Source organism: Schleiferilactobacillus harbinensis DSM 16991, assembly GCF_000425885.1.
GTDB lineage: Bacteria > Bacillota > Bacilli > Lactobacillales > Lactobacillaceae > Schleiferilactobacillus > Schleiferilactobacillus harbinensis.
Window position 1 is genome coordinate 42,296 of sequence record NZ_AUEH01000014.1, and the last position, 23,252, is coordinate 65,547.

General features: G+C 52.3%; 19 protein-coding genes. 3 read left to right on the top strand and 16 right to left on the bottom strand.

Annotated elements, in window-relative coordinates; all coding sequences use genetic code 11:
- Positions 1-12 precede the first annotated feature (12 nt).
- The 16 genes from H627_RS20325 to H627_RS0106025 form a co-directional block, all read right to left on the bottom strand.
- Positions 13-345, bottom strand: a complete 333-nt coding sequence (locus H627_RS20325) for a hypothetical protein (RefSeq protein ID WP_156405681.1) — start codon at positions 343-345, stop codon at positions 13-15.
- A 433-nt stretch (positions 346-778) separates the two neighbouring features.
- Positions 779-1,063: a hypothetical protein gene (locus H627_RS0105945; RefSeq protein WP_152319504.1), complete on the bottom strand. Its 285-nt coding sequence runs from the start codon at positions 1,061-1,063 to the stop codon at positions 779-781.
- Positions 1,064-1,503: 440 nt separating this feature from the next.
- On the bottom strand, positions 1,504-1,872 hold the full coding sequence (comGC, locus tag H627_RS0105960) for a competence type IV pilus major pilin ComGC (protein WP_051225218.1): 369 nt from the start codon (positions 1,870-1,872) through the stop codon (positions 1,504-1,506).
- 27 nt (positions 1,873-1,899) lie between these two features.
- Positions 1,900-2,055, bottom strand: coding sequence for a hypothetical protein (locus H627_RS19990; protein ID WP_155827898.1), 156 nt, complete (start codon positions 2,053-2,055; stop codon positions 1,900-1,902).
- Positions 2,056-2,060: 5 nt separating this feature from the next.
- Positions 2,061-2,906, bottom strand: coding sequence for a type II secretion system F family protein (locus H627_RS0105970; protein WP_027828205.1), 846 nt, complete (start codon positions 2,904-2,906; stop codon positions 2,061-2,063).
- Positions 2,899-3,858, bottom strand: a complete 960-nt coding sequence (locus H627_RS0105975; RefSeq protein ID WP_027828206.1) for an ATPase, T2SS/T4P/T4SS family — start codon at positions 3,856-3,858, stop codon at positions 2,899-2,901. Before H627_RS0105975 ends, H627_RS0105970 begins: the two co-directional genes overlap by 8 nt.
- Positions 3,859-3,962: 104 nt before the next feature.
- Positions 3,963-5,369, bottom strand: a complete 1,407-nt coding sequence (locus H627_RS17215) for an MATE family efflux transporter (RefSeq protein WP_081674717.1) — start codon at positions 5,367-5,369, stop codon at positions 3,963-3,965.
- 135 nt (positions 5,370-5,504) lie between these two features.
- Complete coding sequence (gene pgmB / locus H627_RS0105985; RefSeq protein WP_027828207.1) at positions 5,505-6,176, bottom strand: beta-phosphoglucomutase; 672 nt, start codon at positions 6,174-6,176, stop codon at positions 5,505-5,507.
- A gap of 47 nt (positions 6,177-6,223) precedes the next feature.
- Positions 6,224-8,500 (bottom strand): glycoside hydrolase family 65 protein, encoded by a 2,277-nt coding sequence (locus H627_RS0105990; RefSeq protein WP_035440062.1) that lies wholly within the window; start codon positions 8,498-8,500, stop codon positions 6,224-6,226.
- Entirely contained in the window at positions 8,493-9,290 is a 798-nt protein-coding gene (locus H627_RS0105995) for a hypothetical protein (protein WP_027828209.1), read from the bottom strand. Before H627_RS0105995 ends, H627_RS0105990 begins: the two co-directional genes overlap by 8 nt.
- Before the next feature lie 76 nt (positions 9,291-9,366).
- The gene (locus H627_RS0106000; protein ID WP_027828210.1) at positions 9,367-10,224 is read right to left on the bottom strand and encodes a sugar ABC transporter permease; all 858 of its coding nucleotides are present in this window, start codon (positions 10,222-10,224) and stop codon (positions 9,367-9,369) included.
- A gap of 5 nt (positions 10,225-10,229) precedes the next feature.
- Positions 10,230-11,588, bottom strand: a complete 1,359-nt coding sequence (locus tag H627_RS0106005) for a carbohydrate ABC transporter permease (RefSeq protein WP_027828211.1) — start codon at positions 11,586-11,588, stop codon at positions 10,230-10,232.
- A 105-nt stretch (positions 11,589-11,693) separates the two neighbouring features.
- Complete coding sequence (locus tag H627_RS0106010; protein ID WP_027828212.1) at positions 11,694-12,938, bottom strand: extracellular solute-binding protein; 1,245 nt, start codon at positions 12,936-12,938, stop codon at positions 11,694-11,696.
- A gap of 328 nt (positions 12,939-13,266) precedes the next feature.
- Complete coding sequence (locus tag H627_RS0106015) at positions 13,267-15,045, bottom strand: glycoside hydrolase family 13 protein (protein ID WP_027828213.1); 1,779 nt, start codon at positions 15,043-15,045, stop codon at positions 13,267-13,269.
- A gap of 6 nt (positions 15,046-15,051) precedes the next feature.
- Positions 15,052-16,734 carry a glycoside hydrolase family 13 protein gene (locus tag H627_RS0106020; RefSeq protein WP_027828214.1) on the bottom strand — a complete coding sequence of 561 codons (1,683 nt, stop codon included), beginning with the start codon at positions 16,732-16,734 and terminating at the stop codon, positions 15,052-15,054.
- A 148-nt stretch (positions 16,735-16,882) separates the two neighbouring features.
- The gene (locus H627_RS0106025; protein WP_027828215.1) at positions 16,883-17,854 is read right to left on the bottom strand and encodes a LacI family DNA-binding transcriptional regulator; all 972 of its coding nucleotides are present in this window, start codon (positions 17,852-17,854) and stop codon (positions 16,883-16,885) included.
- Positions 17,855-17,939: 85 nt separating this feature from the next.
- Here H627_RS0106025 and H627_RS0106030 point away from each other — a divergent pair, with 85 nt between their 5' ends.
- From H627_RS0106030 to H627_RS0106040, 3 genes are all read left to right on the top strand, one after another.
- Positions 17,940-19,259, top strand: coding sequence for a C1 family peptidase (locus H627_RS0106030; protein ID WP_027828216.1), 1,320 nt, complete (start codon positions 17,940-17,942; stop codon positions 19,257-19,259).
- Positions 19,260-19,374: 115 nt separating this feature from the next.
- Entirely contained in the window at positions 19,375-20,718 is a 1,344-nt protein-coding gene (locus H627_RS0106035; RefSeq protein WP_027828217.1) for a C1 family peptidase, read from the top strand.
- 120 nt (positions 20,719-20,838) lie between these two features.
- Complete coding sequence (locus H627_RS0106040; RefSeq protein ID WP_373880562.1) at positions 20,839-22,911, top strand: KUP/HAK/KT family potassium transporter; 2,073 nt, start codon at positions 20,839-20,841, stop codon at positions 22,909-22,911.
- Positions 22,912-23,252: the final 341 nt, after the last annotated feature.

Genomic DNA, 23,252 nt, shown 5'->3' on the forward strand with positions numbered 1-23,252 from the left:
TGGAAACGGTAATCAATAGATTTTATCCAAGGACCGGTTTTGTTCGAATTTGCTGGGCATTAACGTGACGTATACTTTGCGTTCCTTGTAGTGCCATTCAGCATAACGGCCGCGACCCAACTCAATTTGGCCCTGCTGCTTGCCCTGGCCGATCAACTCCTTGGCGATCAGAAAGCTGCCGTCAAACTCCTGATTGGCGATGAGTTCGTGCCACGCCTGGACCCGATTGGCGCCTTGGCTGACGGTCATTGCCAGCAGGCTGAACAGCAGAGTCGTCAGGACCAGCGCGGTGGGCAGGATCATGCCTCGGCGGGAGCGCCCCAGCAATCGGCAGATCAATTTCATAAATCACTCCTTTCTGGTGCTGAACATCGGGCAAATGCGCGCGCACCCGCAACAACCGGGAGCTGACCAGGGAAAACTTCACCTGGTGGTCAGCCAAATTGGTGATGATTGGTTCATGGCCCTCGCTGGATTGATTTTGCGCGCGAATCTGCCAATTGCCTTTTGCATTCCGATACGTATTCAACTGGTGGGTGGCTTGCTGGTTTTTCGTCGTGCTCAGCGTCACCACGTCCCCGCCATGGCCAATACTCACGACTGTTTTGTCGTGCAAATACTCCGCTAAATCATTCGTGCCAAGGTACCAGCCGAACCGATCAATGCCCAGCCCCTGCGTCTGTTTGCTCGCCACCGCATACTGCACGATCATGGCCGCCAGACCGCAGAAGGCCGTCACGATCCAACGTCTCGAACAGCGTGAAAGCGTCCCGGCGTTTCACCATGACCACTGCCCTTGGAAAACAGCGCTATGACCAATCACCGCATTTGTTGAGACTTGGGCATGGAACACTTGCTGTCCTTGACGCAAGGTGACAGGTGCTTGGTCCGAGGTGCGCATCGCTGACAGCAGGGCGGCGTTCAAAGCGGCTTCTTGCTGGGCCTGGTTCAGCTGGCGATTGATCTGGGTGGTGGCCACCATATACAGCATGACCACCGCCGTCAGCACGAAGAGCGCCGTCAGGGCCTCAGCCATCAGAACGCCGTTACGTCTTTGTTTCAATCAATCGTCCCCATTTCATTTGGACTGTGATTTGATATTGTGTGCGAGTCGCAATCTCTTGAAAGGTCCAAGTGCAGTTCTCAACCCCATGCGGCCCGATCTTCGGATTGGTCCGATTCACCGTCGCCGTGAGTGTGGCCGGAATATCGATCCAATCCTTGGCCTTGAGTGGTTCGTCCCGCGGTGGTTTTGGTGTTTCTGTTTCCTGCTTGACGAAAATATACCGGGCCGCCTGCACGGTGGGGCCTAATTCGATGTGGTAATTTTTCTGCGTGAGACGGGCGCGGTTTTCGTGTTTTTAGTAGGTGGCTTTGAAGCGATCCAGAAAAGCACGAGTAGCGGTGGTCCGGCCGAGCGTTTGCACGTGGGGGACGGCGAATAAGCCGAGGGCACAGACGCAAGCGACGACGATGAGAGTTTCGGCAAGGGTGAAGGCGAAACTAACCTTGCTCATTTCCGGAGGAACTGTCTGTCCTCAATAATACTTCTCCGGTCTTTTTATCAAGTTTGAGCTTGTCGTTTGCCTTCTCAGTTTGTTTTGTGGAAAGATATCCTCCTTTGAGTGCGTCGAAGTTTTCTGGAAATGTACCGTTATTATCAGACGCATAAACAGTGACTTGATTTTGAACCGTGGTCACAAACGCCTCATCCGTCTTTTCCGTTACGGACGTTTGCTGCTTAATCAATCCAGGCAGTACCAACAGTAGCAGCGCTGCAATGATAAAAACCACCAAAAGCATTTCCAAAAGCGTGAAACCCTTCCGTTCCTTCCGCTTCGCCACCCATTGGTTCTTAACAAATGTCATCATGATAATTCCTCCATTTTCTTCGTTTAATTAATTCAAAATCTGCATCTGCCCATAAATCGGCAGCAGCAACTCGCCATAAATGCACAGCACCGACAACGCCACCAGCAAAAAGCAGGCTGGTTGAATCCGCGTAATCAACTTATCAATGCGGGTCAGCATCTGCTCATAGTATTGGTCGGCCAAAACCTCTAGCTCCCCGCTAGTTCTTGGGCACTGCTGCCCTGGGCCAGGAGGCTGGCGACTTCGCTGGGAAAATAAACCAGGCGGTCGACAATGATCACAAAGCCCGTACCGGTACGAAACTCCGTCTCCATATCTTTGAGCAGCGCAGCAACCAGCGAGCCCTCACCGAAGGCACTCTGCAGCGCAATGATTTCCTTCATCGTCCAACCGTTGCCCAGCAGCATACTCAAGTCATAGAGCAGCGTGTGATAAATATAGCAGCGCAGTGTGCTGCCGACCACGGGCCAGTGGAAAATGCGGGCAACTCGCTGACCAGTCATCGGCGCGTGCCAGCAACGATAGCCGGACCACCCGAGTAGACAGCCAACCAGCACCAGCACCCCGAAACCAGTCGTCAGCCAACGGCTAAACCCGGTCTCCCCGGTCATCCCCAGCGCCGCAAATTGCAGCCGAATCACCAGGCGGACCAGTAAGAGAATCACGCCTACAAAGCCCAGCAGAAACATGGGGTAGACACAGGCCTTTTGCAGCTTTTGCATCCGTTGGCGCTGGCCTTGCTGGAAGCGACCCACCCGCATCAAGAAATGGCTCAGCCGGCCATTGGCCTGGGGCATGGCGACCTGATCGCATAACGGCGCCGAGAAGCCCACCTGACGCATGCCTGCAGCCAGACTGGAGCCGTCCCGCAGCAAATGACCCAACCGGCGAGCGGCGGTACGCAAGGTCGGCCGGGTGCGGGCGATATAATCGATGGCCACCGGCAGGGCCAAACCGTGCTGCAGCATTTTACCTACCTGGACGATGAAGAACGTTTCTTCCTGATACTTGATCTTCGCCGGTCGTTTACGCATATTGAAACTGCACCGCCGTTTCCCGCGAGATTTGCCCGTCTCCGTAAAGGGTCCGCAGAGCCTGCTGCCAGGCAATGAAACATTGTTGGGGCTGTTCGATCAGTTGACCCAGGGCTGTTTGGGACGCCGTGTCGCACAATAACTGCGGCGGCCCATTCTGCCCTGGCAGCAGGCGCTGATACACTAACCCGGTCAGACTGTTGCGCAGCACCTCGGCCGGCAGACCCATTTGCAGCATGCGCCCAATAATCCCGCCAGTGGTCCGCGCGTGGATCGTCGTAAAGACCGAATGGCCGCTGAGAGCGGCTTCGAAGGCCAGTTTTGCAGTGGGCGCGTCCCGGACTTCGCCGATGATCAGCACGTCCGGCCGTTCGCGCAGGGCAGCCTTCAACAACACGGGATAGGTCATACCCGCCGTATCGTTCACCTGCACTTGTTTGATTCCGGGATGGGCAATTTCCACTGGATCTTCAATTGCCATTACGACTTGCTGCCGGGCAAGTTGCGCCGCCACCTGGTACATCAAGGTTGTTTTTCCCGAGCCCATCGGCCCGGCAAACGCGATCAAGCCTCGCTGCCGAGCTAAATCACAGAGCAGGGCAAACTGGTTCGGAAAAAACAAATGCGGTTCTTTGGTCAACGGATAAAGAATCCGCAGCACACTGCTTTCCCGTTCCAGATAATCTCCCACCGTCGCCACGCGGACATTGAGCTGTGGGCCGTATCGCCACATCCCTGATTGGGGCCGGCGGGTCTCACTGACATCCAACTGTGTCAAATACTTCAGTGCATTGATTACCTGCTGGCCTTCTGCCAACGACAATGCTGCGACCGTCTCCAAACCACTGACCCGCCGCCAGATCACGGCATAGCCGTTGCGGTCCGGTCGTAAATAGATGTCCGACACGCGAGCCGTAATGGCAGGCGCCATGAGTTGCTTGGTTACATCCATTGTGTGTCCACCCCCCTGCACCTATTAAGTACGTGAACCAGCGGAAAAATGCGAAAAAAATCCTCCGAGTAAAAAAATTACTCGAAGGATCGCATCAGCCCAATTTATGATTGATGATGCTGTTCTAAGGGGTGCTGGCCACGGCCCAAGGGCAGCGGCGTCTCGGCCACCGGCTGATTGATGGCCAAACTCTTCAGTTTGCGCATCGTCTGCACGTAGGAACTGATCAGCACGATCAACGATCCGAGCCAGGCCAGCGGATTCGCCGCGGAGGCACCAGCAAATCCAAAAAGATGGACAAGGATCAAGCCGGCAAAGGTCCGCATCACGAGCTCCATCACCCCAGCAATCGTCGGCACCATGCTTTGGCCCAAGCCCTGCAAGGTATACCGTACGATGAAGAGAATCGCTAAAAGAAAGTACATACTGGCATTAAAATGGAAATAAATTTGCGCCATGCTGGTGATATGCGGCTGATGATTACCCACAAACATATTCACCAAGGGACGGCCAAGTAAAATGATACTGGTCCCTAAAACAATGGAGACAGTCACCGAAGTGATCAACGCCTTCTTCACACCCTGGCGAATCCGATCATAGTGACGAGCCCCTAAATTCTGAGCGGCAAATGTCGCCATTGTGATGCCAAAGGACATCGCCGGCATGGTCGCCAGACCATCGATCCGGGCCGCTGCAGTGTACGCCGCCACGGACTGGGACCCCAGCGTATTCAGCATGATCTGGATGATCAGGGAACCAATCGAGATGATCGATGCCTGGAAACCCATGGGCAAACCAATACGAATATGCGGAAAAATTTGTTTGGTCAGACCGCGAAAATCCTTACGCCGCAAGACAAGGACCGGTACCCGCCGCCAAATATAGAGGCCGCTTAAGACCGCCGATAACCCCTGAGCGGTCAAAGACGCGTACCCCGCCCCGGCGACCCCCATGTGGAACCCGAGGATGAACCAAAAATCCAAGCCAATGTTCACGATACAGGCTAGAATCAGGAAAATCAGCGGCGTCCGGGAATCGCCCAGCGCGCGCAGCATATTGGCAAACAAATTGTAAAATACAGCGATTACAATCCCGCCAAACAGGACTGAGATAAAACTGGCTGCATCGTGAATAATGTCTTCCGGCGTCTGCATCAGCCGAAGCAGCGGCATCGTGAAAGTCAAACTCAGCGCGGTCAACACAGCGGAGATCACGAGAGAAATCACAATACTGGCCGCAAAGGATTTCTTCACACCTTGCAAATCCCGTGAACCATAACGCTGCGCCGTAACGATGGCCAACCCGGCCGTGGTGGACTGGGCAAAGCCAATGATCAGCATGAACAAACTCCCGGTGGACCCCACAGCCGCCAAAGCTTGCACACCAATTGTCCGGCCCACGATCAGCGTATCGATCACCGTATACATTTGTTGAAAAATATTCCCAATCAACAAGGGAATCGTGAACCAGATAATCTGTTTGAGAATTGGTCCCCGGGTCAAATCATGCATGCTGCCGTCTACCCCTTTTACGTTATAATTACACAATCCTACATCATTGGTCCGGCAGTTTAAAGGGCCTAAAGAAAAAAGCAGACCGATATATCAGTCTGCTCTAAGTAGTCAAGCTGTAAACGTTTCTACAAATCAGCCGCGCTGACTCGTAAAGGCGGCCTCAATCTTTGCCAAATCCAAGTGGGCGGTATCCGGGAAGAGCAAATCTGCTTTGCCCAGAACCTCCGGTTTGCCCACACCAACGGCAAACATACCAGCGGCCTCAATACCTTCGATCCCAGCGACAGCATCTTCCAAACCAACCGTATTGGCATACGGGGTATGGATCAAATCAGCCGCTTTTTCAAAGATCTCTGGATCCGGCTTGCCCTTGGTCAGGGTCGCCGGATCAACAATAGCTGAAAAATATTCGGCCAAACCCAAGCGATCAATGATATACGGGGCATTCCGGGACGCCGACGCCAATGACATCGGATAGCCCGCCTTGGTGATTGCCTTTAAGAAGTTGCTGATGCCCGGCAAAATATCTGCTGGCGTCATCTGTTTGATCAATGACTTATATAAGTCATTCTTCTCAGTGGCATATTCCAGCTTCTCTGTGTCGGTATAAGCATTTTCCTTGCCGCCGAACTTCAGAATCACGTTCAAGGAATCCATCCGGGAAACACCCTTCAGTCCTTCATTCACTGTGGGATTGATATCAATCCCCAGTTCATCGTGGGCCACTTGTTTCCAAGCCGCATAATGGTACTTCGCGGTATCCGTAATCACGCCGTCTAAATCAAATACAAACCCTTTAATCATCAAGTCACGTCCCTTTCTTACTACTGCTTTCTATCTATTGTACCGCATCACTCATGGACTGTGGCCGATAGTTCGGTGGGCTTGTCATACAACCATACCGTCAGCGGCGCACCCTTCAGCAATTGCAGCGTGCAGCCAGCGGCATTCACGCTGACCCGAATGATCCGGTCCCGATAATTGATGGCGAAGGCGTACTTCTCCCAATTTTTGGGTAAGAAAGGCTTGAATGACAGCTTGTCCGCGTGTTGGCGCATACCGGCGAAACCTTGAACAATAGCCAGCCAGCTGCCGCTCATGGACGTGATATGCAAACCGTCGTCGGTATCGTTGTTGTAATTGTCCAGATCCAGCCGGGCCGTCCGCTGATACAATTCCACGGCCTTATCCTGCTTGCCCAGTTCCGCGGCCAAAATAGCGTGGATACTCGGCGACAGAGAAGATTCGTGAACCGTCAGCGGCTCATAGAAATCAAAGTTCCGCTCCTTTTGCTGCATCGTAAATTCATCGTTCAGGAAGTAGATACCCTGCAACACATCCGCCTGCTTAATGAACGGACTGCGCAGGATCCGGTCCCAGGACCAGTGCTGATTGATCGGCCGCTGATCCGCTGGAATGCTGCTCGCCGGACGGACGTCCTTATCCAGGAATGTATCATTCTGGACAAAGATTCCCAGTTTCTCATCTTCCGGATAATACATCCGGTCGATGATATCCTGCCAATGTGCCTTTTCTTCGTCGCTCACTTGCAGCTTGGCCAATTGAGATGTCTTAGCCTCCGGCAGCATCTTCAGTGTGTAACGCAGTGTCCAGGTGGCCATCGTGTTGGTATACCAATTGTTATTGACGTTGTTCTCGTATTCATTTGGTCCCGTTACGCCATGGATCATGTACTTGCCCTGACGCTTGGAGAAATGCACCCGATCCGCCCAGAACCGGGCAATCCCAACCAGCACTTCAATGCCGTGGTCATCCACATAACTGTGATCCCCGGTGTACTCTGTGTATTGCGCAATGGCATGGGCAATGGCCCCGTTACGGTGAATTTCTTCAAAGGTGATTTCCCACTCATTGTGAGATTCGATACCGTTGAAAGTAACCATTGGGAACAACGCGCCCTTGAGCCCCTGCTGCTGGGCATTGTGATAAGCGCCTGAGAGCTGATTGTACCGATACTCCAGCAGTTGACGCACGACCTTAGGCGGTGTCACCGACAGATACATCGGCACGATATACGCTTCCGTGTCCCAATACGTCGCACCGCCGTACTTTTCACCAGTGAAGCCCTTGGGTCCGATGTTCAACCGGGCATCATCGCCGTAATAGGTCATGAATAATTGAACCAGGTTGAACCGAATCCCCTGCTGGGCGACATCGTCACCGGCAATGACCACGTCGGCCATGTTCCAGCGCTCTTGCCAAATCTTATTTTGAGCAGCCAGCAACGCATCGTAACCTTTTTTAACCACTTGCTGCATCAGTTCCTCACCGGCAGCAACTTGCTGGTCGGTGGGCACATCCCGGGAAGTCACCACGGTGACATACTTTGTCAGGGTACTGCTCTCCCCTTCGGCTAAATGCCACGCCAAGTCTTCCTGCACGAGCAGACTGCTGTCCTCGGCTGTGCGCGTGGCTGGGGCCGGACTGGCCAGCACATTGGTCATACTCAGCGTCAGACTGAAACGGGGTACATCGTATGGGTTAGGTTTGGTAATCACCGTCAGATGGCTGGTCCCGTTGCTGTCCGCATGGCGGTCCAGCTCTTCCCAGAACATTTCTTCATAATTACTGTCTTCATTGTGGACATTGCTGTTCAACTGCGATTCCACGCGGATATCAGCATTGCCCTGGAGGGTCGTCGCCGTCATGCGAATGACGGCCGCCTGCTTCACGTCGTTGCTCATGAACCGGTCAAAACTCAGCTGGACTTGAGTGTCCGGCAGATCCACCACGAACTCACGGTGCAGTACCGCGTTGTGCATATCCAGGCTCAAGTAAAAATCGTGATAAGGTGTCTGCGCCAGATCAATCGGCACGTTGTTGATCGTCAGCGGCATACTGATGAAATCAGGACCATTGATGGCCTTGCCAAAATACTCAGGGTACCCAATTTTCCACCAGCCGACCCGGGTCTTGTCTGGGAACCAGACCCCGCCGTAATACGTCCCCCGCAGGCTGTCGCCGGAGTAACCCTCCTCGAAGTTACCGCGTAACCCCATGTAGCCATTGCCGATGGCGGTCAAGCTTTCCTGAAGCCGCATATCGTCCGTGGCTAACTTGTGGGTACGAATCAGCCAGGGATCGATGTCGAATAATCGTTTAGTCATACGTTTGCATCCTTCCCGTGGCAACATAACCGTCATTCAGACGGGTTTGCCAAAACATAATACTGATCATGATGACCGTCCAGAAAGACAAAATCACCAGTAAAGAACCGAATTCAAAATGCACAAACCCCACGAGGCAGGCCAACACGGCACCGCCGCCCATGGCGTTCAAAACGAGATTTAAGCTCTCTTTGTATTTTTGGATACTGGTCGTGAGCCAGATGAAGAAGGCAAGGCCGAGCCACAATAGCAAGGCCGTGACAAAGGCGATGCCCCCGAACAAAGTGACAAAGTACATGGTCACCAAATTCTTATTCTCCGCATACCATTGGCGATTAAAGTACTGTTTCGCCGACTGGAACGGAATACTGGCTCGCCGCGGTACCTGAAAGGCCGCTTTGTCCTCCAGCAGTGAAAAGCTCTTGGGCTGCACCGTAATACTGACCGGTCGCGATTTTGCCTGGACTTTGCTCAGGTTTTGCCCAACGATAACTTGACTATCCTGATAAAGCACGCGTCGAGTCGTCGTTTTATTCGCAAAAGCAGTCGTCAAAGCCTGATCCACAGCCTGCTTCTTGACGGCTTCCGTGGTTTTCGGCAACAAAATATCCATATTGACCTGAGTCTGCCGGCCGTAATAGACAGGCACCGGGATGATCATCGGCGCCAGTAGAATGATCCAGGTGAGAATCATTTTCAACCAGCCGAGATCATGACGGTGAATAAACATCTGCTTGGGCCGAACACTTGTCAGCCAATAATTGAACGGAAATCTGTTGCGCAAATCCATGGGAACATCCTCCTCATAATCCAGTCTTTACCCTTTGTCTTACCAAAAGGCAGCCTGGATGTGAAGCAGTAATTCGTTAGCCTTTGTCCGCCCCTGCAGTGATTCCATTGACGTAGAACTTCTGCATGATGACAAAGAGGATTGTAATCGGGATCGCGATGATTACACACCCGGCGATAAACTGGGTGAAGTACGTGGTCGATGATCCCTTGGTACTGTGGAGCATGTTGTACAGCCCATAGGCAATCGTATATGTCCGAGCATTCCCGGAAGATGACAGAATGATACCGGAGAAGATGAAATCGATCCACGGTCCGATAAACGCCATCAACGCCGTGTAAACGATCATCGGCCGAGACATCGGTAAGCCAATATGGATAAAGACCTGCCAGCGAGTGGCGCCATCAATGATGGCTGCTTCATCCATGGACCGGGGGATCGTATCGAAGAACCCCTTGGCGATATAGAACCCAAGACCGGCACCGCCGACATAGACCAAGACCAAGCCGCCCAGATTTAACATATTGAAGCTCTTCAAGATATAGTACAGAGCAATCATGGACATGAAGCCCGGGAACATGCCGAGGACCAGAGCAATCTGCAAGAATGGCTTACGGAACCGGAAGCGCAGACGAGACAGCGCATAAGCCACAGAAATCGTGACGAATGTGGACAGCACCATGGAGATTACCGCCACGATAAACGTGTTGCGCATCCAATCCAGGAATGGAAATTGCTGACTGTTCAAAATACCGATGTAGTTCTGCATGGTGAATTGTTCCGGCCAGAAGGTCGACACAAAGCCGGTGTCGTTATACGAGAAACTGGCGAGAATGATCCAAACGATCGGTACGAGCCAAATGATGGCTAAAAAGACCAACAGGAGATACCGGAACGTCAAGGATAGGCGCCGTTGTAATTTATATGATTTCATAGTGATCAGCCCTCCTTAAATGCATTCGTCCGCCGGTAAGCAATCAGCGAGAAGACAGCACTTAAGATGAAGATCAAAATGCCCAAAACTGCTGATGCATTGTACCGTTGGGTTTGCCCGAAGACCAGGTTGTATAACCAGGTCACCAGCAAGTCCGTATCGCCGGCCCCGACGTAGTTGTTGTTCATCGGATACCCGCCCGTCAACAGATAGATGACGTTGAAGTTGTTGATATTACCGATAAACTGCTGGATCAAGGATGGCGCCATAACGAACAAAATTTGCGGGAACGTGATGGAGCGGAATACCTGAAACGCATTAGCCCCATCAATTCGCGCCGCTTCAATCTGATCCTGCGGCAAGTTCTGAATAATCGCTGTCGAAACCAGCATCGAGACAGGAATCCCAATCCACATGTTGACCACGATAACGGTAATTCGAGCGACCAGCGGATTGGCCGATGCCCCGATAAAGTTGATGGGATGAGCGATCAAGCCCCAATTCAGCAAAATGTTGTTCAACGGGCCCTGAGGATCCAAGAACTGGGCCATCAACAGCAAAGAAACAAATTGCGGCACGGCATACACAATAACGAAGATCGTGCGCCAAACGCCTTTGAATTTAATCCCCTTAGATTCGATCAGCATCGCCAGCAGCACTCCAAAGAAGAAGGTAGTGGCGGTGGCACAGATCGCCCAAATCAAGGTCCAGCCTAAGACCGGGAAGAAAGTGCCGGCCAAATCGCCGCTCAACACATTCTTGAATGCGGCAAAGCCAGTCCAGGAAAATCCGATCGAGTGTTTCGAATCATAGTTGGTGAAGGCCATGGAGATCATGTACAACGTTGGTAAGACCGTGAAGGCCAAGATCCCAATAATTGGAATCGTCATTAACGTGGTATGCAAACGTGAATCAAACAAGGACTTCAACTGCTCCATGTTCGTTTCAATGTGCTCACCATCACGGTTATCGATGTACAGCTTCTTCGTTGCCCGTAAATTGGTGACATACAGGAAGATAATTCCCACCAGAAGCAAGACAGCTAATACGCCGAAAAGCAGAATTGTAACTGAATTGTCCGGCAGTTTAGTAATATAAACGCCTTCCTGCTTGTCGAAAACGACCTGCTTGGTCTTGATCGCCCCAAGATTGCTCAGCATGCTGAGGGCGGAGATCCCTTGAGAAATCAACCAACCAAAGAATGCAATTTGAATGCCTAAGTAGGCAATCCCGCGGACCCACTGACCATTTTTGAAGCTGCTGATTCCCATGAGGAAAAACGAGAGCTTCGATGCCCAGCCGCCTTTGCTCCAGACCTCTCGGTAAGTCGCTTTCGGTGGTTTTCTATCTTTACGCTTAAACATAGGCTTCCCCTTCTTTCACCGCTTAGTCCATCATGGCCAATCGGCTTTTTATAACGCTTAAACAAAAAGGGTGAGGCACTTGCCCACCCCTTTTTCAGAACGAAATTAGTTGGCTTTAGAAATCCGTGTGACAAACGCATCAAGCTTGGCCGTGTATTGGCTTTCCTTGACGGAGCCGGTGTATGCACCATTGATCAGCGGTGTCGCGGCATCCCAAAAGGTAGCCATTTGCGGCATTTTCGGCATTAACGTGGAGTAACCAGGCTTAGACATAACCATGACCGCCTTAGCAACTGGATCGCTAGCTACTTTTTCACTGGCCTGAGTCGCTTTGTCTGTCGGAATCTGACCGGATTCTTCATAGACAATCAGTTGTGATTCCTTATTTGTAATGAATTCAGCCAAAGCAGCGGCAGCCTTCTGGTTCTTAGCATCCGTGTGAGAGTTCACTGCGAAGGCTTCAATACCCAGGAATGCTTGCATCTGCTTCTCTTCCCCGCCAATCTTGACCGTCGGATACGGAGCAACAGCAAAGTTGTCACCCAGGATCTTCCTCAGATTAGCCGCATCCCACGGGCCATCGATAATGGCCTGGGCATGACCGGACTTAAGCTGGTTCAACGCATTAGACGTCTGCATAACGCCTTTGTTATTCTTTTGAGCAGCCAGCCACTTCAAAGCATTGACCCCTTGTTCAGTATTAGCGGTGGTGCCCTTCAAGGTTTCGCCGTCCTTACCGAACAATTCAGTACCCGCAGAGAACATGATTGGATAGAAGTTGTACGAGTTAGAGAAGTCGGTGGCTAACACACCTTTAGAAGTCAGTGTATCCCAAGACTTTACATCTTCAGCAGTTAACTTGGACTTGTTGTAATAAATTGTCTGCGCTTGTTCAGCGAACGGGAAGGCATACATTTTATCTTTCCAAGTAACACCAGTGACAGAAACTTCGGTGTTGTTGGCTTTGACTGTCTTCTCAGCATCGGGAGACAGCGGATTGATGTAGCCGGATTCAGCTAACTGGCCCAACTGATCATTCGGTACTTCGAAGACATCAGCGGCCTTGGCCGGATCCTTGCCGACATCGGTCTTGGCATTGGCCGAGCCGTTAGGGCTTTGGGTCAATTTAACTTTGACATCAGGATACTTCTTGTTGAAATTCTTAACGATTGTCTTATAAAAAGGTACCTGAGTGGTATCAACCCAAAGACGGACACTGCCCTTCACTGTATCTGCACTGGATTTGTTGGATGCTGTATTGGATGAATTGGAACCACCGGAACACGCAGCCAGAGCAACGGTTGCCAGTAATGTCGTACCGACGACTGCAACTTTCTTCCATAACTTCATGATAATTCCTCCTGTGGGACCGGCTAATGCCGGTCGCCCAAAATATCTTGTGCTTTGCGGGCCGCAGTACGGAAAGCAGTTTCATTTACTGGGTCAATACTGCGGTTAGCAAAACAGAAGTTCTGAAACACTGAATCATTTCTTGATTACGAATCTATTATTACAAGCAGCCGGGTCACTTGCAAGCGGTTTACCAATGATACCGGTAACAAGATGGCCCACTTCAAGGACGCCGTGAACGGCGCCATGGCGGTAACGGGCCAGATATATCACAAAAGCACCCGACTCAGCCAATCAAGGTTGAATCGAGTGCTAACATATTAGTTACTTATTTTTCCACATAAATCAGGAAACCGTTGGGGGCTAATTGCTTGTCGGCCAGCCCTTGCTTCAGCGCAATTTCATCCTTATGCGTGTGTCTCAATGCGACCGGTTTCTCGCCCAAATTAAACACTCCGTGGACATGGGTGCCATGGTATTTGCGTACCAGGTGCACTAAACCGGTGATATCGTCTACTGTCCGCCAGTCAGTGTCCCCCTTGCTGATCACGTCCGCGTATTTCTGACGCAGGGCAATCAGCTTTTGGAAAAAGTGCAGCATCTCTTGATCCTGCTTCTTGGGATCCCAGACCATGCACTTGCGGCAGTCCGGATCATCATGTCCGTCAATCCCAACTTCATCGCCGTAGTAAACACAGGGCGACCCCTTTTGCAAATAGGTAAACGCTTCGGTTTGCCGCATCAAATCAGCATCATCCTTGCAGACAGTGAGCAGCCGCGGTGTGTCGTGGGAATCCAAGACATTGAACATCACTTCACTGGTCTGATCAGCGTAACGCATCTGCTGCTGATTCAACAGGTCGGCCATCGTCGTCGGCGTAATATCTTTTTTTACCACCCCGTCTTCGATCAGGGCGGTGTACGCGTAATTCATGACAGCAGAAAATTGATCGCCCTGGAGCCACGGCTGGGATGAATGCCAGACCTCCCCAAGAATGTAGAAGTCCGGCTTAGCAGCGTGGCAGACCTCGGCAAATTTCCGCCAGAAATGATGATCCACTTCGTTGGCCACATCCAACCGCCAAGCATCAATATCGAAGTTTTCGATCCAGTAATTGGCCACGGTGAGCAGATACTCCTGCACTTCTGGGTTGGCGGTGTTCAGCTTCGGCATGTGGGGCGTATTGGCAAATGTATCATAGGTAATGTTTTTGGCTTCTTCAAAATCGCCGGTCGCTTCATAGCGGGCCGGGAAGGAATGAACGTGGAACCAATTGGCGAAGTGGGATTTTTTACCCTTGGACAGGACATCCTGCCACTGGTAAGACTGGTCGCCAATATGGTTAAACACCGCATCCAGCATAACTTTGATCCCCCGCTTGTGGGCTTCATCGACCAGCTCGCGGAACAAATTTTTATCGCCAAAGTCCGGATCAATTTCTAAATAATCGATCGTGTCGTACTTATGGTTCGAGTGGGCCCGGAAGATCGGGCAGAAATAAATGCCGTTGATACCCAGGTCTTTTAAGTAATCCAGGTGATCGATGACGCCCTGCAAGTCGCCGCCATAGTAGTCCGTACGGCCTGGGTGCTCCTTGCTGGCCCAAGGCAGCGTCCCCGCCGGGTCATTGCCGGGATTGCCGTTGGCAAAGCGTTCCGGGAAGATCTGATACCACACGGTGTGGGTGACCCATTCCGGCACTTTGATCCGGTCAATGTCGTGGAAATACGGCAGGCGGAACATCGCCGCATGTTTGATGCCCACCGGGGTGGCGGGGAAGAAACCCCGATCGCCGTAACCGATCGTGGTCGGCTCTTTCGCGGCATCAGTCAATTCAAACCCGTATTGCACTCGTTTAGTGGCACTGCTGACGGTGACGCCCCAATAATCGTATACGTCCGTTTGGGCAATGATGCGCATCGGGGTGCGGTCGTAGGACCACGCATAGTCACCGTCTCGTTCTACCTGGTCATAGGGATCCCCCCAGATGCAATCTACTGCTGCGATGTCACCGCGCCTGGTGCGCAGGCGCAGGCGCAGTTCGTCAGGGGTATACAGGCTGGCGTATTCGCTCTCGGGGCGATGATAAATTGCTGCTTTTTCCATAATTAGTTAGTTCTCCTTCTGCTTGATCGTCAAAATTGTGCTGCTCCAGGGACTCAGTGTCAGCTGATCGGCCGCCTGCTGAACGGTCCCAACAGTCAATTGCTGTTTGGGCTCACCGGCCCAAGCACTGGGCAGGGTCACCGTATGTTTGGTATCCGTGGTGTTGACCAGCACCAATGCCGTCTCATTGGCCAGGGTGCGGGTATAGGCGAACAGCCACGGCGCCCAGTTCTGCAATTGCCAAGCGCCGCTGGTGAACAGCGGTTGCTGCTTCAAGGCAAAGAGCTGCTGATAGTGATGCCAGACGCTGTCCGGATCCACCATCTGCTGACTGACTGGCGTACCGTTTTGATTCACTGCCAGCCACGGGGCAACGGTAGAAAAGCCATGCCCCACCCCGTCGGACCAGGGCAAGGGGGCCCGTGCCGTCAATTTGTGCGTGGCATTGACGTTTTCTAAAATCCGTCCCGCTGACCAGCCCGCCGCCTTGGCCGCATCGGCAAACGCCGTTACCGTGGGGTCGCCGAACGCGGCCAAGCTGGCCAGCGTGCCGTTGCTCAACCCCAGTTCATCGCCGTAATACAGCACTGGCAGCCCGCGCTGTAAGTACATCAAGGTGGCCAGCGATTTGGCCGACCGCTGGGGATAGCGATGGCTGCCCACCCGGGTTGCCAGCCGGGCCATGTCGTGGTTGCCCCAATACAGTGTTAGGCGCCGCGGCGGCAGCAAGGTTTGCTGCCAATCAGTCATCACTTGCTTAAAACTCAGCCAATCTAAGCTCTGGGGCTGATAATCCATGGGCACTTTATCCCTTTTCGACCGCGGTTTCGTGGGGAAATAGCGGAACGAGATCACCGCATCCGCCATGTTGGCATTCGGCCGAGTATAATCTGCCGCCAGATTCACCGTAGCGCTGGCTGCCTCCCCCAGAATGAAGAGGTCGGGATGGTCGGCTTTGACCCCAGCAACAAATTCCCCTAAGTAGGGCTGCACCGCCGGCAAATTGGCAAACATGCCTTCTGCCACCACTGGTGCCGCTCCGTCAGTGGGATAATTCTGATGCAGATCGGCTTTGGCCAAATGGATAAAAGCGTCCAGGCGCAAGCCGTCGATACCCAGATCAGCCCAGTATTTGGCTACTTTAATCATTTCCGCCCGCACCTGGGGATTGCGCCAATTCAGATCCGGCATCCGCCGTTCAAATAAGTGGAAATAATAGCGATCAGCGACAGTGGGGTGCTGTGTCCAGACACTGCCGCCAAAAAAGGAACCCCAATTGTTGGGTTTCTGACCGTCATGCCCATCCGCCCAGATGTAGTAATCGTAATAGGGGTTGTCCGGACCTTGCAATGCGCCTTGAAACCAAGGGTGCTGGTCAGATGTATGGTTCAAGACCATGTCCAGCACGATCCGCAACCCGCGGGCGTGGGCGGCGGCAACCAAAGCTTTGAAATCCGCCAGCGTCCCCAGTTGCGGATCAATGGCATAAAAATCAGACACGTCGTAGCCGTTATCGACTTGGGGGGATTGAAAAATTGGATTCAACCAAAGCGTATTGACACCCAGTTGGGTGAAATAATCTAGTTTCTGAGTGATCCCCGCTAAATCACCAATCCCATCGCCGTTGCTGTCCTTGAAACTCTTTGGATACACTTGATAGACGATCGCGTTATCGTACCATGCTGCCATTAGCTTTTTGCTCCTCTCTCAACTAACTGCATTCACCTTAAACGAAAGCGTATGCAAAGGCAATTGTATCTGGACATGTTATCGGTAACACAAGACAACGGTACAAAAAAAGACTTGGCGCTTTCTCCAAGTCTCAATCTGCTGCGGCCTACTTCGGCTGCCCTTCCTGGGGCGGCCGAGTCGTACCCCGGGGCACTAAGGTTGGGACAAATACCTCATGGCCCTGGGGGGCACCGTTTTCTTCTATTTTATGGAGCACCATCCGGCCGGTTTCGTACCCCATCTTTTGAACTGGCTGGCGAATCGTGGTGAGCTGCGGTGAGCCGATGCGATCTAAAAAAACGCCATCAAAACCGATCACCCCATAATCGTCCGGAATCTGCCCGCCCTGGTGCTGGACGGCCCGCTCCACACCAATCGCCAATCGATCAGAAGCGCAGACAAAGCAAGTGTTTTGGGGAAACTCGGCAAAGTGTTTAGTGATCACCTGGTCTGAAATATGCGAGCGGTTGTCCATCTGAAAAACTTTCGGCGGCGCATGATGGGCCGCCATCGCCAGAGTATACCCTTTTTCTCGAGACTCGGCGAATGAATCAGGCAAATTGATGCCCACGAAAACCACAGTGGTGTAACCGCAGGCAAATGCATAATTCGTACTGGTGCGCGTCCCCAAGATGTTGTCGGTGTCCACATAATCTAAGCCCATTTGATTTTCCCCATATAGCACGATGGGCTTCTCCACAGTTTCCAACCAGCCGTAATCCTTGTTGCGCATGCCGGTGACAACGTAACCGTCACAGGTGCCGACATCCAAACTATTTTTTGTCATCAATTGCAGCGCGTAATTTTTTTCATCTAAAGCATCCGCTAAACCCGCCAGTAAATTCATATAGTACGGTTCCACGGTGTCCATTCTTTCTAAGATAAAGAGTTTCACGATCTGGGTCCGATTATTGGCCAGCGCCTTAGCCGCGAAGTTCGGTTGATAATTCAATTCGCTCATCGCTGCGTAAACCAGATCCCGCAACTCTTTGGTTACCTTTTCCGGGTGATTGATCACTCGGGACACGGTCATTTTTGACACGTGAGCTTTTGCGGCTACATCCCCTAAAGTTGCCACGCTCATCCTTCTTTCTGCCAGCGGTATCTTGCACCGCCTGTTCGTTTGTACTAAGCTAATTCTATTAGTGTGAGGAGCTGATTAAATGTCGAAAGTAATTACCGCCGCGCAAATTGCTGCTTATGCCCAAGAAACTCAGGCACAGCCCGCGGCGGCCGTCCTAGCCGGCGCGGTGCAGAAAAATGGCATCTATGCTGCCAGCTATAATCATACCAGTACGCTGGCCCTGGATCCCACCTTTTCCGTCGAAGTGGATACCGGTGCCGTCAGCAACCAGAAACATTCCGGCCGCTGCTGGCTATTCGCCGCTTTGAACATGCTGCGCCACGAGTTCGCCAAGACCCATCAGGTCAAGGACTTTGAACTGTCCCAGAACTATGACTCATTCTACGATCGATTAGAAAAGGCCAACTGGTTCTATGAGCAAATCATTGCCAGCGCGGATCTGCCGAAGACCGACCGAAAAGTCGCTAAGCTTTTGGCCGCACCAGACGATGATGGCGGTCAATGGTCTTATGCCGTGGCTTTGACCCAGAAATACGGGGTCGTACCCAAGAGCGTCATGCCGGAAACGACCAGCTCCGAAGCAACGACACAGTATTCCAATGTCTTGAACACCAAACTGCGTAAAGACGCGATTGCCCTGCGCCAAATGATTCATGAGAACGCCGAGGCTGCGGCCGTGGACGCAAAAAAGCAGGAATTTCTTGCTGAGGTTTACCGGATCACCGCTTACGCCTTCGGTGAACCGCCGAAAGAGTTCACATATCAATATCGGGACGACAAGCAGGAATTTCACACGATTCATACCACACCGCAAGAATTCTTAAAAAACGAATTCAAGCAGGCTTTGGGCGATTACGTCTGCTTTGCCAGCGATCCCCAAAGCGACAAAAGCTACAACACGTTGTATACCGTGGATACCCAGGGCAACGTAGTCGGTGGGACGCCGATGCGCCTGTTGAACGTGGCACCGGACCGCTTGAAGGCCCTCTGCGTCCAGCTGCTCCAGGACAATACCCCAATTTGGTTCGGCTGCGACGTGACAGAGAACATGGATCGCGTCGCCGGCACCCTTTACGGCAACCTGTATGATACGGACAACTTGTTCGGCATTCAGGTCAACCGGGATAAGGCGCTGCGGCTGGATACCGGTCAAGGCATGGTGTCCCATGCCATGACCCTGACCGGCGTTGACCTCGTTGGTGGTCAGCCGACTAAGTGGAAAGTGGAAAATTCATGGGGCGATAAGAACGGGCACAAAGGCTATTTTACCATGGATGACGCTTGGTTCGATGCTTACGTCTACGAGGCAGTTATTCCCACTAAATATATGACCGCCGCCGAGGCCGAAGCGTGGCACGGCGAGGCGCATGTATTACCCGCCTGGGATGCCTTAGATTAACCCGTTGTACTGCCCTGTCTTTCAGGGTAAGATGGAAACAAGCGTGACGGGTTTCTTCATTAACTGAGAAACCCATCAGCGAACATTCGATATTTGTTTATAGGAGGTCACCTTTTTGGCAAAAGAAATTACTGCCCAGGACATCGCTGGGTACAAAGAAACGACCGCAAAGACACCGAAGTCCAGTGCTTTGCAAAACACCGTCATGAAGAACGGCATCCTGGCGTCCAGTGAAAATATGGCCAGCCAGGTCGCAATGGATCCGGTTTTCTCCGTTGAAATCGACACCGGCTCTGTTGCCAACCAGAAACAATCCGGCCGCTGCTGGATGTTCGCGGCTTTGAACACAATGCGTCACCCGATTCAAGCCCAATACAAACTGAAGGGCTTCGAATTATCCCAAAACTACACTAACTTCTGGGATAAGTTCGAAAAGTCTAACTGGTTCTACGAAAACATTATTGACACCGCTGGTCTGCCCTTGGGCGATCGGAAAGTTGACTTCCTGTTGGCGACGCCGCAACAAGATGGCGGCCAATGGGATATGCTGATGGCCTTGATCGAGAAGTACGGCGTCGTACCTCAAAGCGTTATGCCTGAAACATACAACTCCTCCAAGTCTAACGAGCTGAACGCTACCTTGAACCTGAAGCTGCGGGCTGATGCTGTTAAACTGCGCACGCTGGTTAAGGAAGGTGCCGATGATACCCAGATTGGTGAAGCTAAGGACAAGATGTTATCCGAAGTTTACCGCATTCTGGTCTATAGCCTGGGCAACCCGCCGACAAAGTTTGACTGGGAATACAAGAACGACGATGGGGACTATACCCGGGATCGCGATTTGACCCCGCAAACTTTCTTCCGCAAATATGTCGGTTGGAATACGCCGGATTACATTTCGATCATCAACTCCCCGACGGACGATAAGCCGTACAAGCACGTCTACACCGTTGAGTTCCTGGGCAACGTCGTGGGCGGCCGGCAAGTACGCCACTTGAACTTGGACATCGACACCTTCAAGCAATTAGCCGTCAAGCAATTGCAAGCCGGCGAGACCGTCTGGTTCGGTTCCGATGTCGGCAAGAGTTCTGAACGGCAAAAGGGGATCATGGACACCGACTTCTATCATGTCGATGACCTCTTCGACGTTGATCTGACCATGACCAAGGCGGAACGCCTGGATTACGGCGAGTCCTTGATGACCCACGCCATGGTCCTCACCGGGGTTGATCTGGTGGACGGCAAGCCGACCAAGTGGAAGGTTGAAAACTCTTGGGGCGACAAGGTTGGGACAAAGGGCTACTTCGTGATGAGCGACAAGTGGTTTGATCAATTTGTTTACCAAGTTGTCATCAACAAGAAGTTCCTGCCAGCTGACCTGAAGCAAGCCTTCGAGTCCGAGTTTGACCAGCCTAAGGTTCTCGCACCGTGGGATCCGATGGGTGCGTTGGCTCTTTAATTTGATCCTGTAATAAGGCGTCCTGCCACGGCAGGACGCCTTTTTCAATACTGTTGTCCACTGGCTGGCTATGTTAGAATGACTTCAATGAAACTTTAAAAAGTATTGGGGTGTGCAATCGTGAATAAACAATTGGCCGGCGTCAAAGATAAGAAGTCCCTGACCCGACTATCCGTGGCTGGGCTTCTGGTCACCTTAGGGGTCGTCTACGGCGATATTGGGACGTCCCCGCTGTATGTCATGAAGTCCATCATCGAAGGCAACGGGGGCATCATGCATGTCTCCGATGACTTCGTGGTGGGCAGTGTGTCGCTGGTCTTCTGGACCCTGTTTTTGATCACCACCGTGAAGTACGTGCTCATTGCTTTGCGTGCAGATAACAATGGTGAAGGCGGGATCTTCGCCCTCTACACGCTGGTCCGCCGGCGGGCCAAGTGGCTGATCATTCCGGCGATGGTTGGCGGCGCCACCCTGCTGGCCGATGGGATGCTGACGCCAGCAGTGACCGTGACCACCGCGATTGAAGGGCTCAAAGGTATCGCCGTCGGTCCGACGGTCTGGATTTCCAACCAGCGGCAAGTCATTTTGACTACGATCATCATCTTGTCTGTCCTGTTCATTATTCAACGTTTCGGGACGCAGATGATTGGGAAAGCCTTCGGGCCGATCATGTTCGTCTGGTTTACCTTTATTGGTGTTCTGGGGCTGCTGGCCACCTTGCAGGACCTGAGCATTCTGCGGGCCTTAAATCCCTACTACGCGATTCACCTGCTGGTGTCGCCAGAAAACAAAAACGGGATCTTCATCCTGGGCAGTATCTTCCTGGCGACCACTGGGGCGGAAGCTTTGTACTCTGATATGGGCCATGTCGGCCGGCGCAATGTGTACGGCTCCTGGCCTTACGTCAATCTCTGCTTGGTCTTGAACTACATGGGGCAGGCCGTCTGGATCGATCAGCACAACCATTCGGAGGTCTTCCAGAAAATGGCGGACTTCAATCCTTTCTTTGAAATGATGCCGGATTCCCTGCGGCTCTTCGGCATTCTCATTGCCACAATGGCCGCAATCATCGCCTCCCAGGCATTAATTTCCGGTAGTTACACGCTGGTATCAGAAGCCATTAAGCTGAAGATCATGCCCCGGTTGAATATCACGTACCCGACCAACCAAAAGGGGCAGCTGTACATCCCAGTCGTCAACTGGGCTCTGTGGGCGGTGTGTATTGCCATCGTCTTCTACTTCCAAACATCGGCTCACATGGAAGCGGCTTATGGTCTAGCAATCACGATCACCATGCTAATGACCACGATCCTGCTTTTCACTTGGCTGCGCAGCCGGAAGGTCAACGCGGGGCTGGCCGGATTGATGCTTTTATTCTTTGGCAGTATCGAAGTGATTTTCTTCATCTCCAGCGCTGTGAAGTTCGCCCATGGCGGGTATGTAACCGCACTGATCGCGGCCATTCTCCTGGCGATCATGTTCATCTGGTACTGGGGCGATCAGATCAAGAACCAGGATACGTTCCGGTCAGACACCGTTTCGCTTTTGGCCTATAAGAACCAATTGGCCAGCCTGCGGGACGACAACAATTTCCCCTCCTTCACCACCAATCTGGTGTACATGACCAAGGTGCAGGATGGCAATCGAGTCAATAAGGATATTCTTTACTCAATCCTGGATAAACGGCCCAAACGGGCGCAAGTTTACTGGTTTGTGACGGTGAACGTCACCGACGAACCGTACACCACGGAATATACGACCGATACGTATGGGACCGACTTCATGGTCAACGTGCAGCTGTATTTAGGCTTCCGCATGTCCCAACGGGTCAACGTCTTCCTGCGGCAAATCATCAATGAGATGATGGCCCGGGGAGAACTGCCCCGCCAGCCGCAACGCTACACGACGATCCCGGATCGAAACGTGGGTGACTTCTCCTTCGTTTTGATCCAGGAAGAGATGTCGCCGGAAACCCAGATCCCGAACTGGGAGCGGATGATCATCCAAGCACGTCTAGCGATTCAGCGAATCACTGTGACCCCGGCGAGCTGGTTCGGGTTAGAGTACGCAGACGTCGTGACTGAGCACATCCCGTTGATTCTGGGGAAGATCTCCTACTCAATGTTGAAACTAAGCCGGCGGCATAAACCGGCGCCCTCCGATGAGATCGAGGATAACGAAACTGAAAATTAACCGGTACACAAAAACACGAGCGGCAGGCTAACCGGGGCGGTGCCCCGTCAAGTGGACAGCTCAAATATTAAAAGGTCGTTCTCGTGTTGTTCCCCAATTAGGGGCGAATTAGTTACTGATTTTGGCAGTCCGCAGGGGCTGCCATTTTTGATCCAAGAACTTTCCTAATCAAATGGTCCTTCTGGAATAGTTGGATACCGATTTAGTGCCATCTCATACGTTCCCATAGAGATGCGCTTGGCCTTGGCTATCACATTTTCTGTGTAGATTTGGAACCTTGTGCGGGTCGGCGTTACAACAAATACAAGGTCGACAATCGAATCGCTTTCTTCGTCGTAAAG

Excerpts from the sequence above, each read along its gene's own strand:
- H627_RS20325 (WP_156405681.1), bottom strand. The coding sequence starts at position 345 with ATGAAATTGATCTGCCGATTGCTGGGGCGCTCCCGCCGAGGCATGATC.
- comGC (WP_051225218.1), bottom strand. The coding sequence starts at position 1,872 with ATGATGACATTTGTTAAGAACCAATGGGTGGCGAAGCGGAAGGAACGG.
- H627_RS0105970 (WP_027828205.1), bottom strand. The coding sequence starts at position 2,906 with ATGCGTAAACGACCGGCGAAGATCAAGTATCAGGAAGAAACGTTCTTC.
- H627_RS0105975 (WP_027828206.1), bottom strand. The coding sequence starts at position 3,858 with ATGGATGTAACCAAGCAACTCATGGCGCCTGCCATTACGGCTCGCGTG.
- H627_RS17215 (WP_081674717.1), bottom strand. The coding sequence starts at position 5,369 with ATGCATGATTTGACCCGGGGACCAATTCTCAAACAGATTATCTGGTTC.
- pgmB (WP_027828207.1), bottom strand. The coding sequence starts at position 6,176 with ATGATTAAAGGGTTTGTATTTGATTTAGACGGCGTGATTACGGATACC.
- H627_RS0105990 (WP_035440062.1), bottom strand. The coding sequence starts at position 8,500 with ATGACTAAACGATTATTCGACATCGATCCCTGGCTGATTCGTACCCAC.
- H627_RS0105995 (WP_027828209.1), bottom strand. The coding sequence starts at position 9,290 with ATGGATTTGCGCAACAGATTTCCGTTCAATTATTGGCTGACAAGTGTT.
- H627_RS0106000 (WP_027828210.1), bottom strand. The coding sequence starts at position 10,224 with ATGAAATCATATAAATTACAACGGCGCCTATCCTTGACGTTCCGGTAT.
- H627_RS0106005 (WP_027828211.1), bottom strand. The coding sequence starts at position 11,588 with ATGTTTAAGCGTAAAGATAGAAAACCACCGAAAGCGACTTACCGAGAG.
- H627_RS0106010 (WP_027828212.1), bottom strand. The coding sequence starts at position 12,938 with ATGAAGTTATGGAAGAAAGTTGCAGTCGTCGGTACGACATTACTGGCA.
- H627_RS0106015 (WP_027828213.1), bottom strand. The coding sequence starts at position 15,045 with ATGGAAAAAGCAGCAATTTATCATCGCCCCGAGAGCGAATACGCCAGC.
- H627_RS0106020 (WP_027828214.1), bottom strand. The coding sequence starts at position 16,734 with ATGGCAGCATGGTACGATAACGCGATCGTCTATCAAGTGTATCCAAAG.
- H627_RS0106030 (WP_027828216.1), top strand. The coding sequence starts at position 17,940 with ATGTCGAAAGTAATTACCGCCGCGCAAATTGCTGCTTATGCCCAAGAA.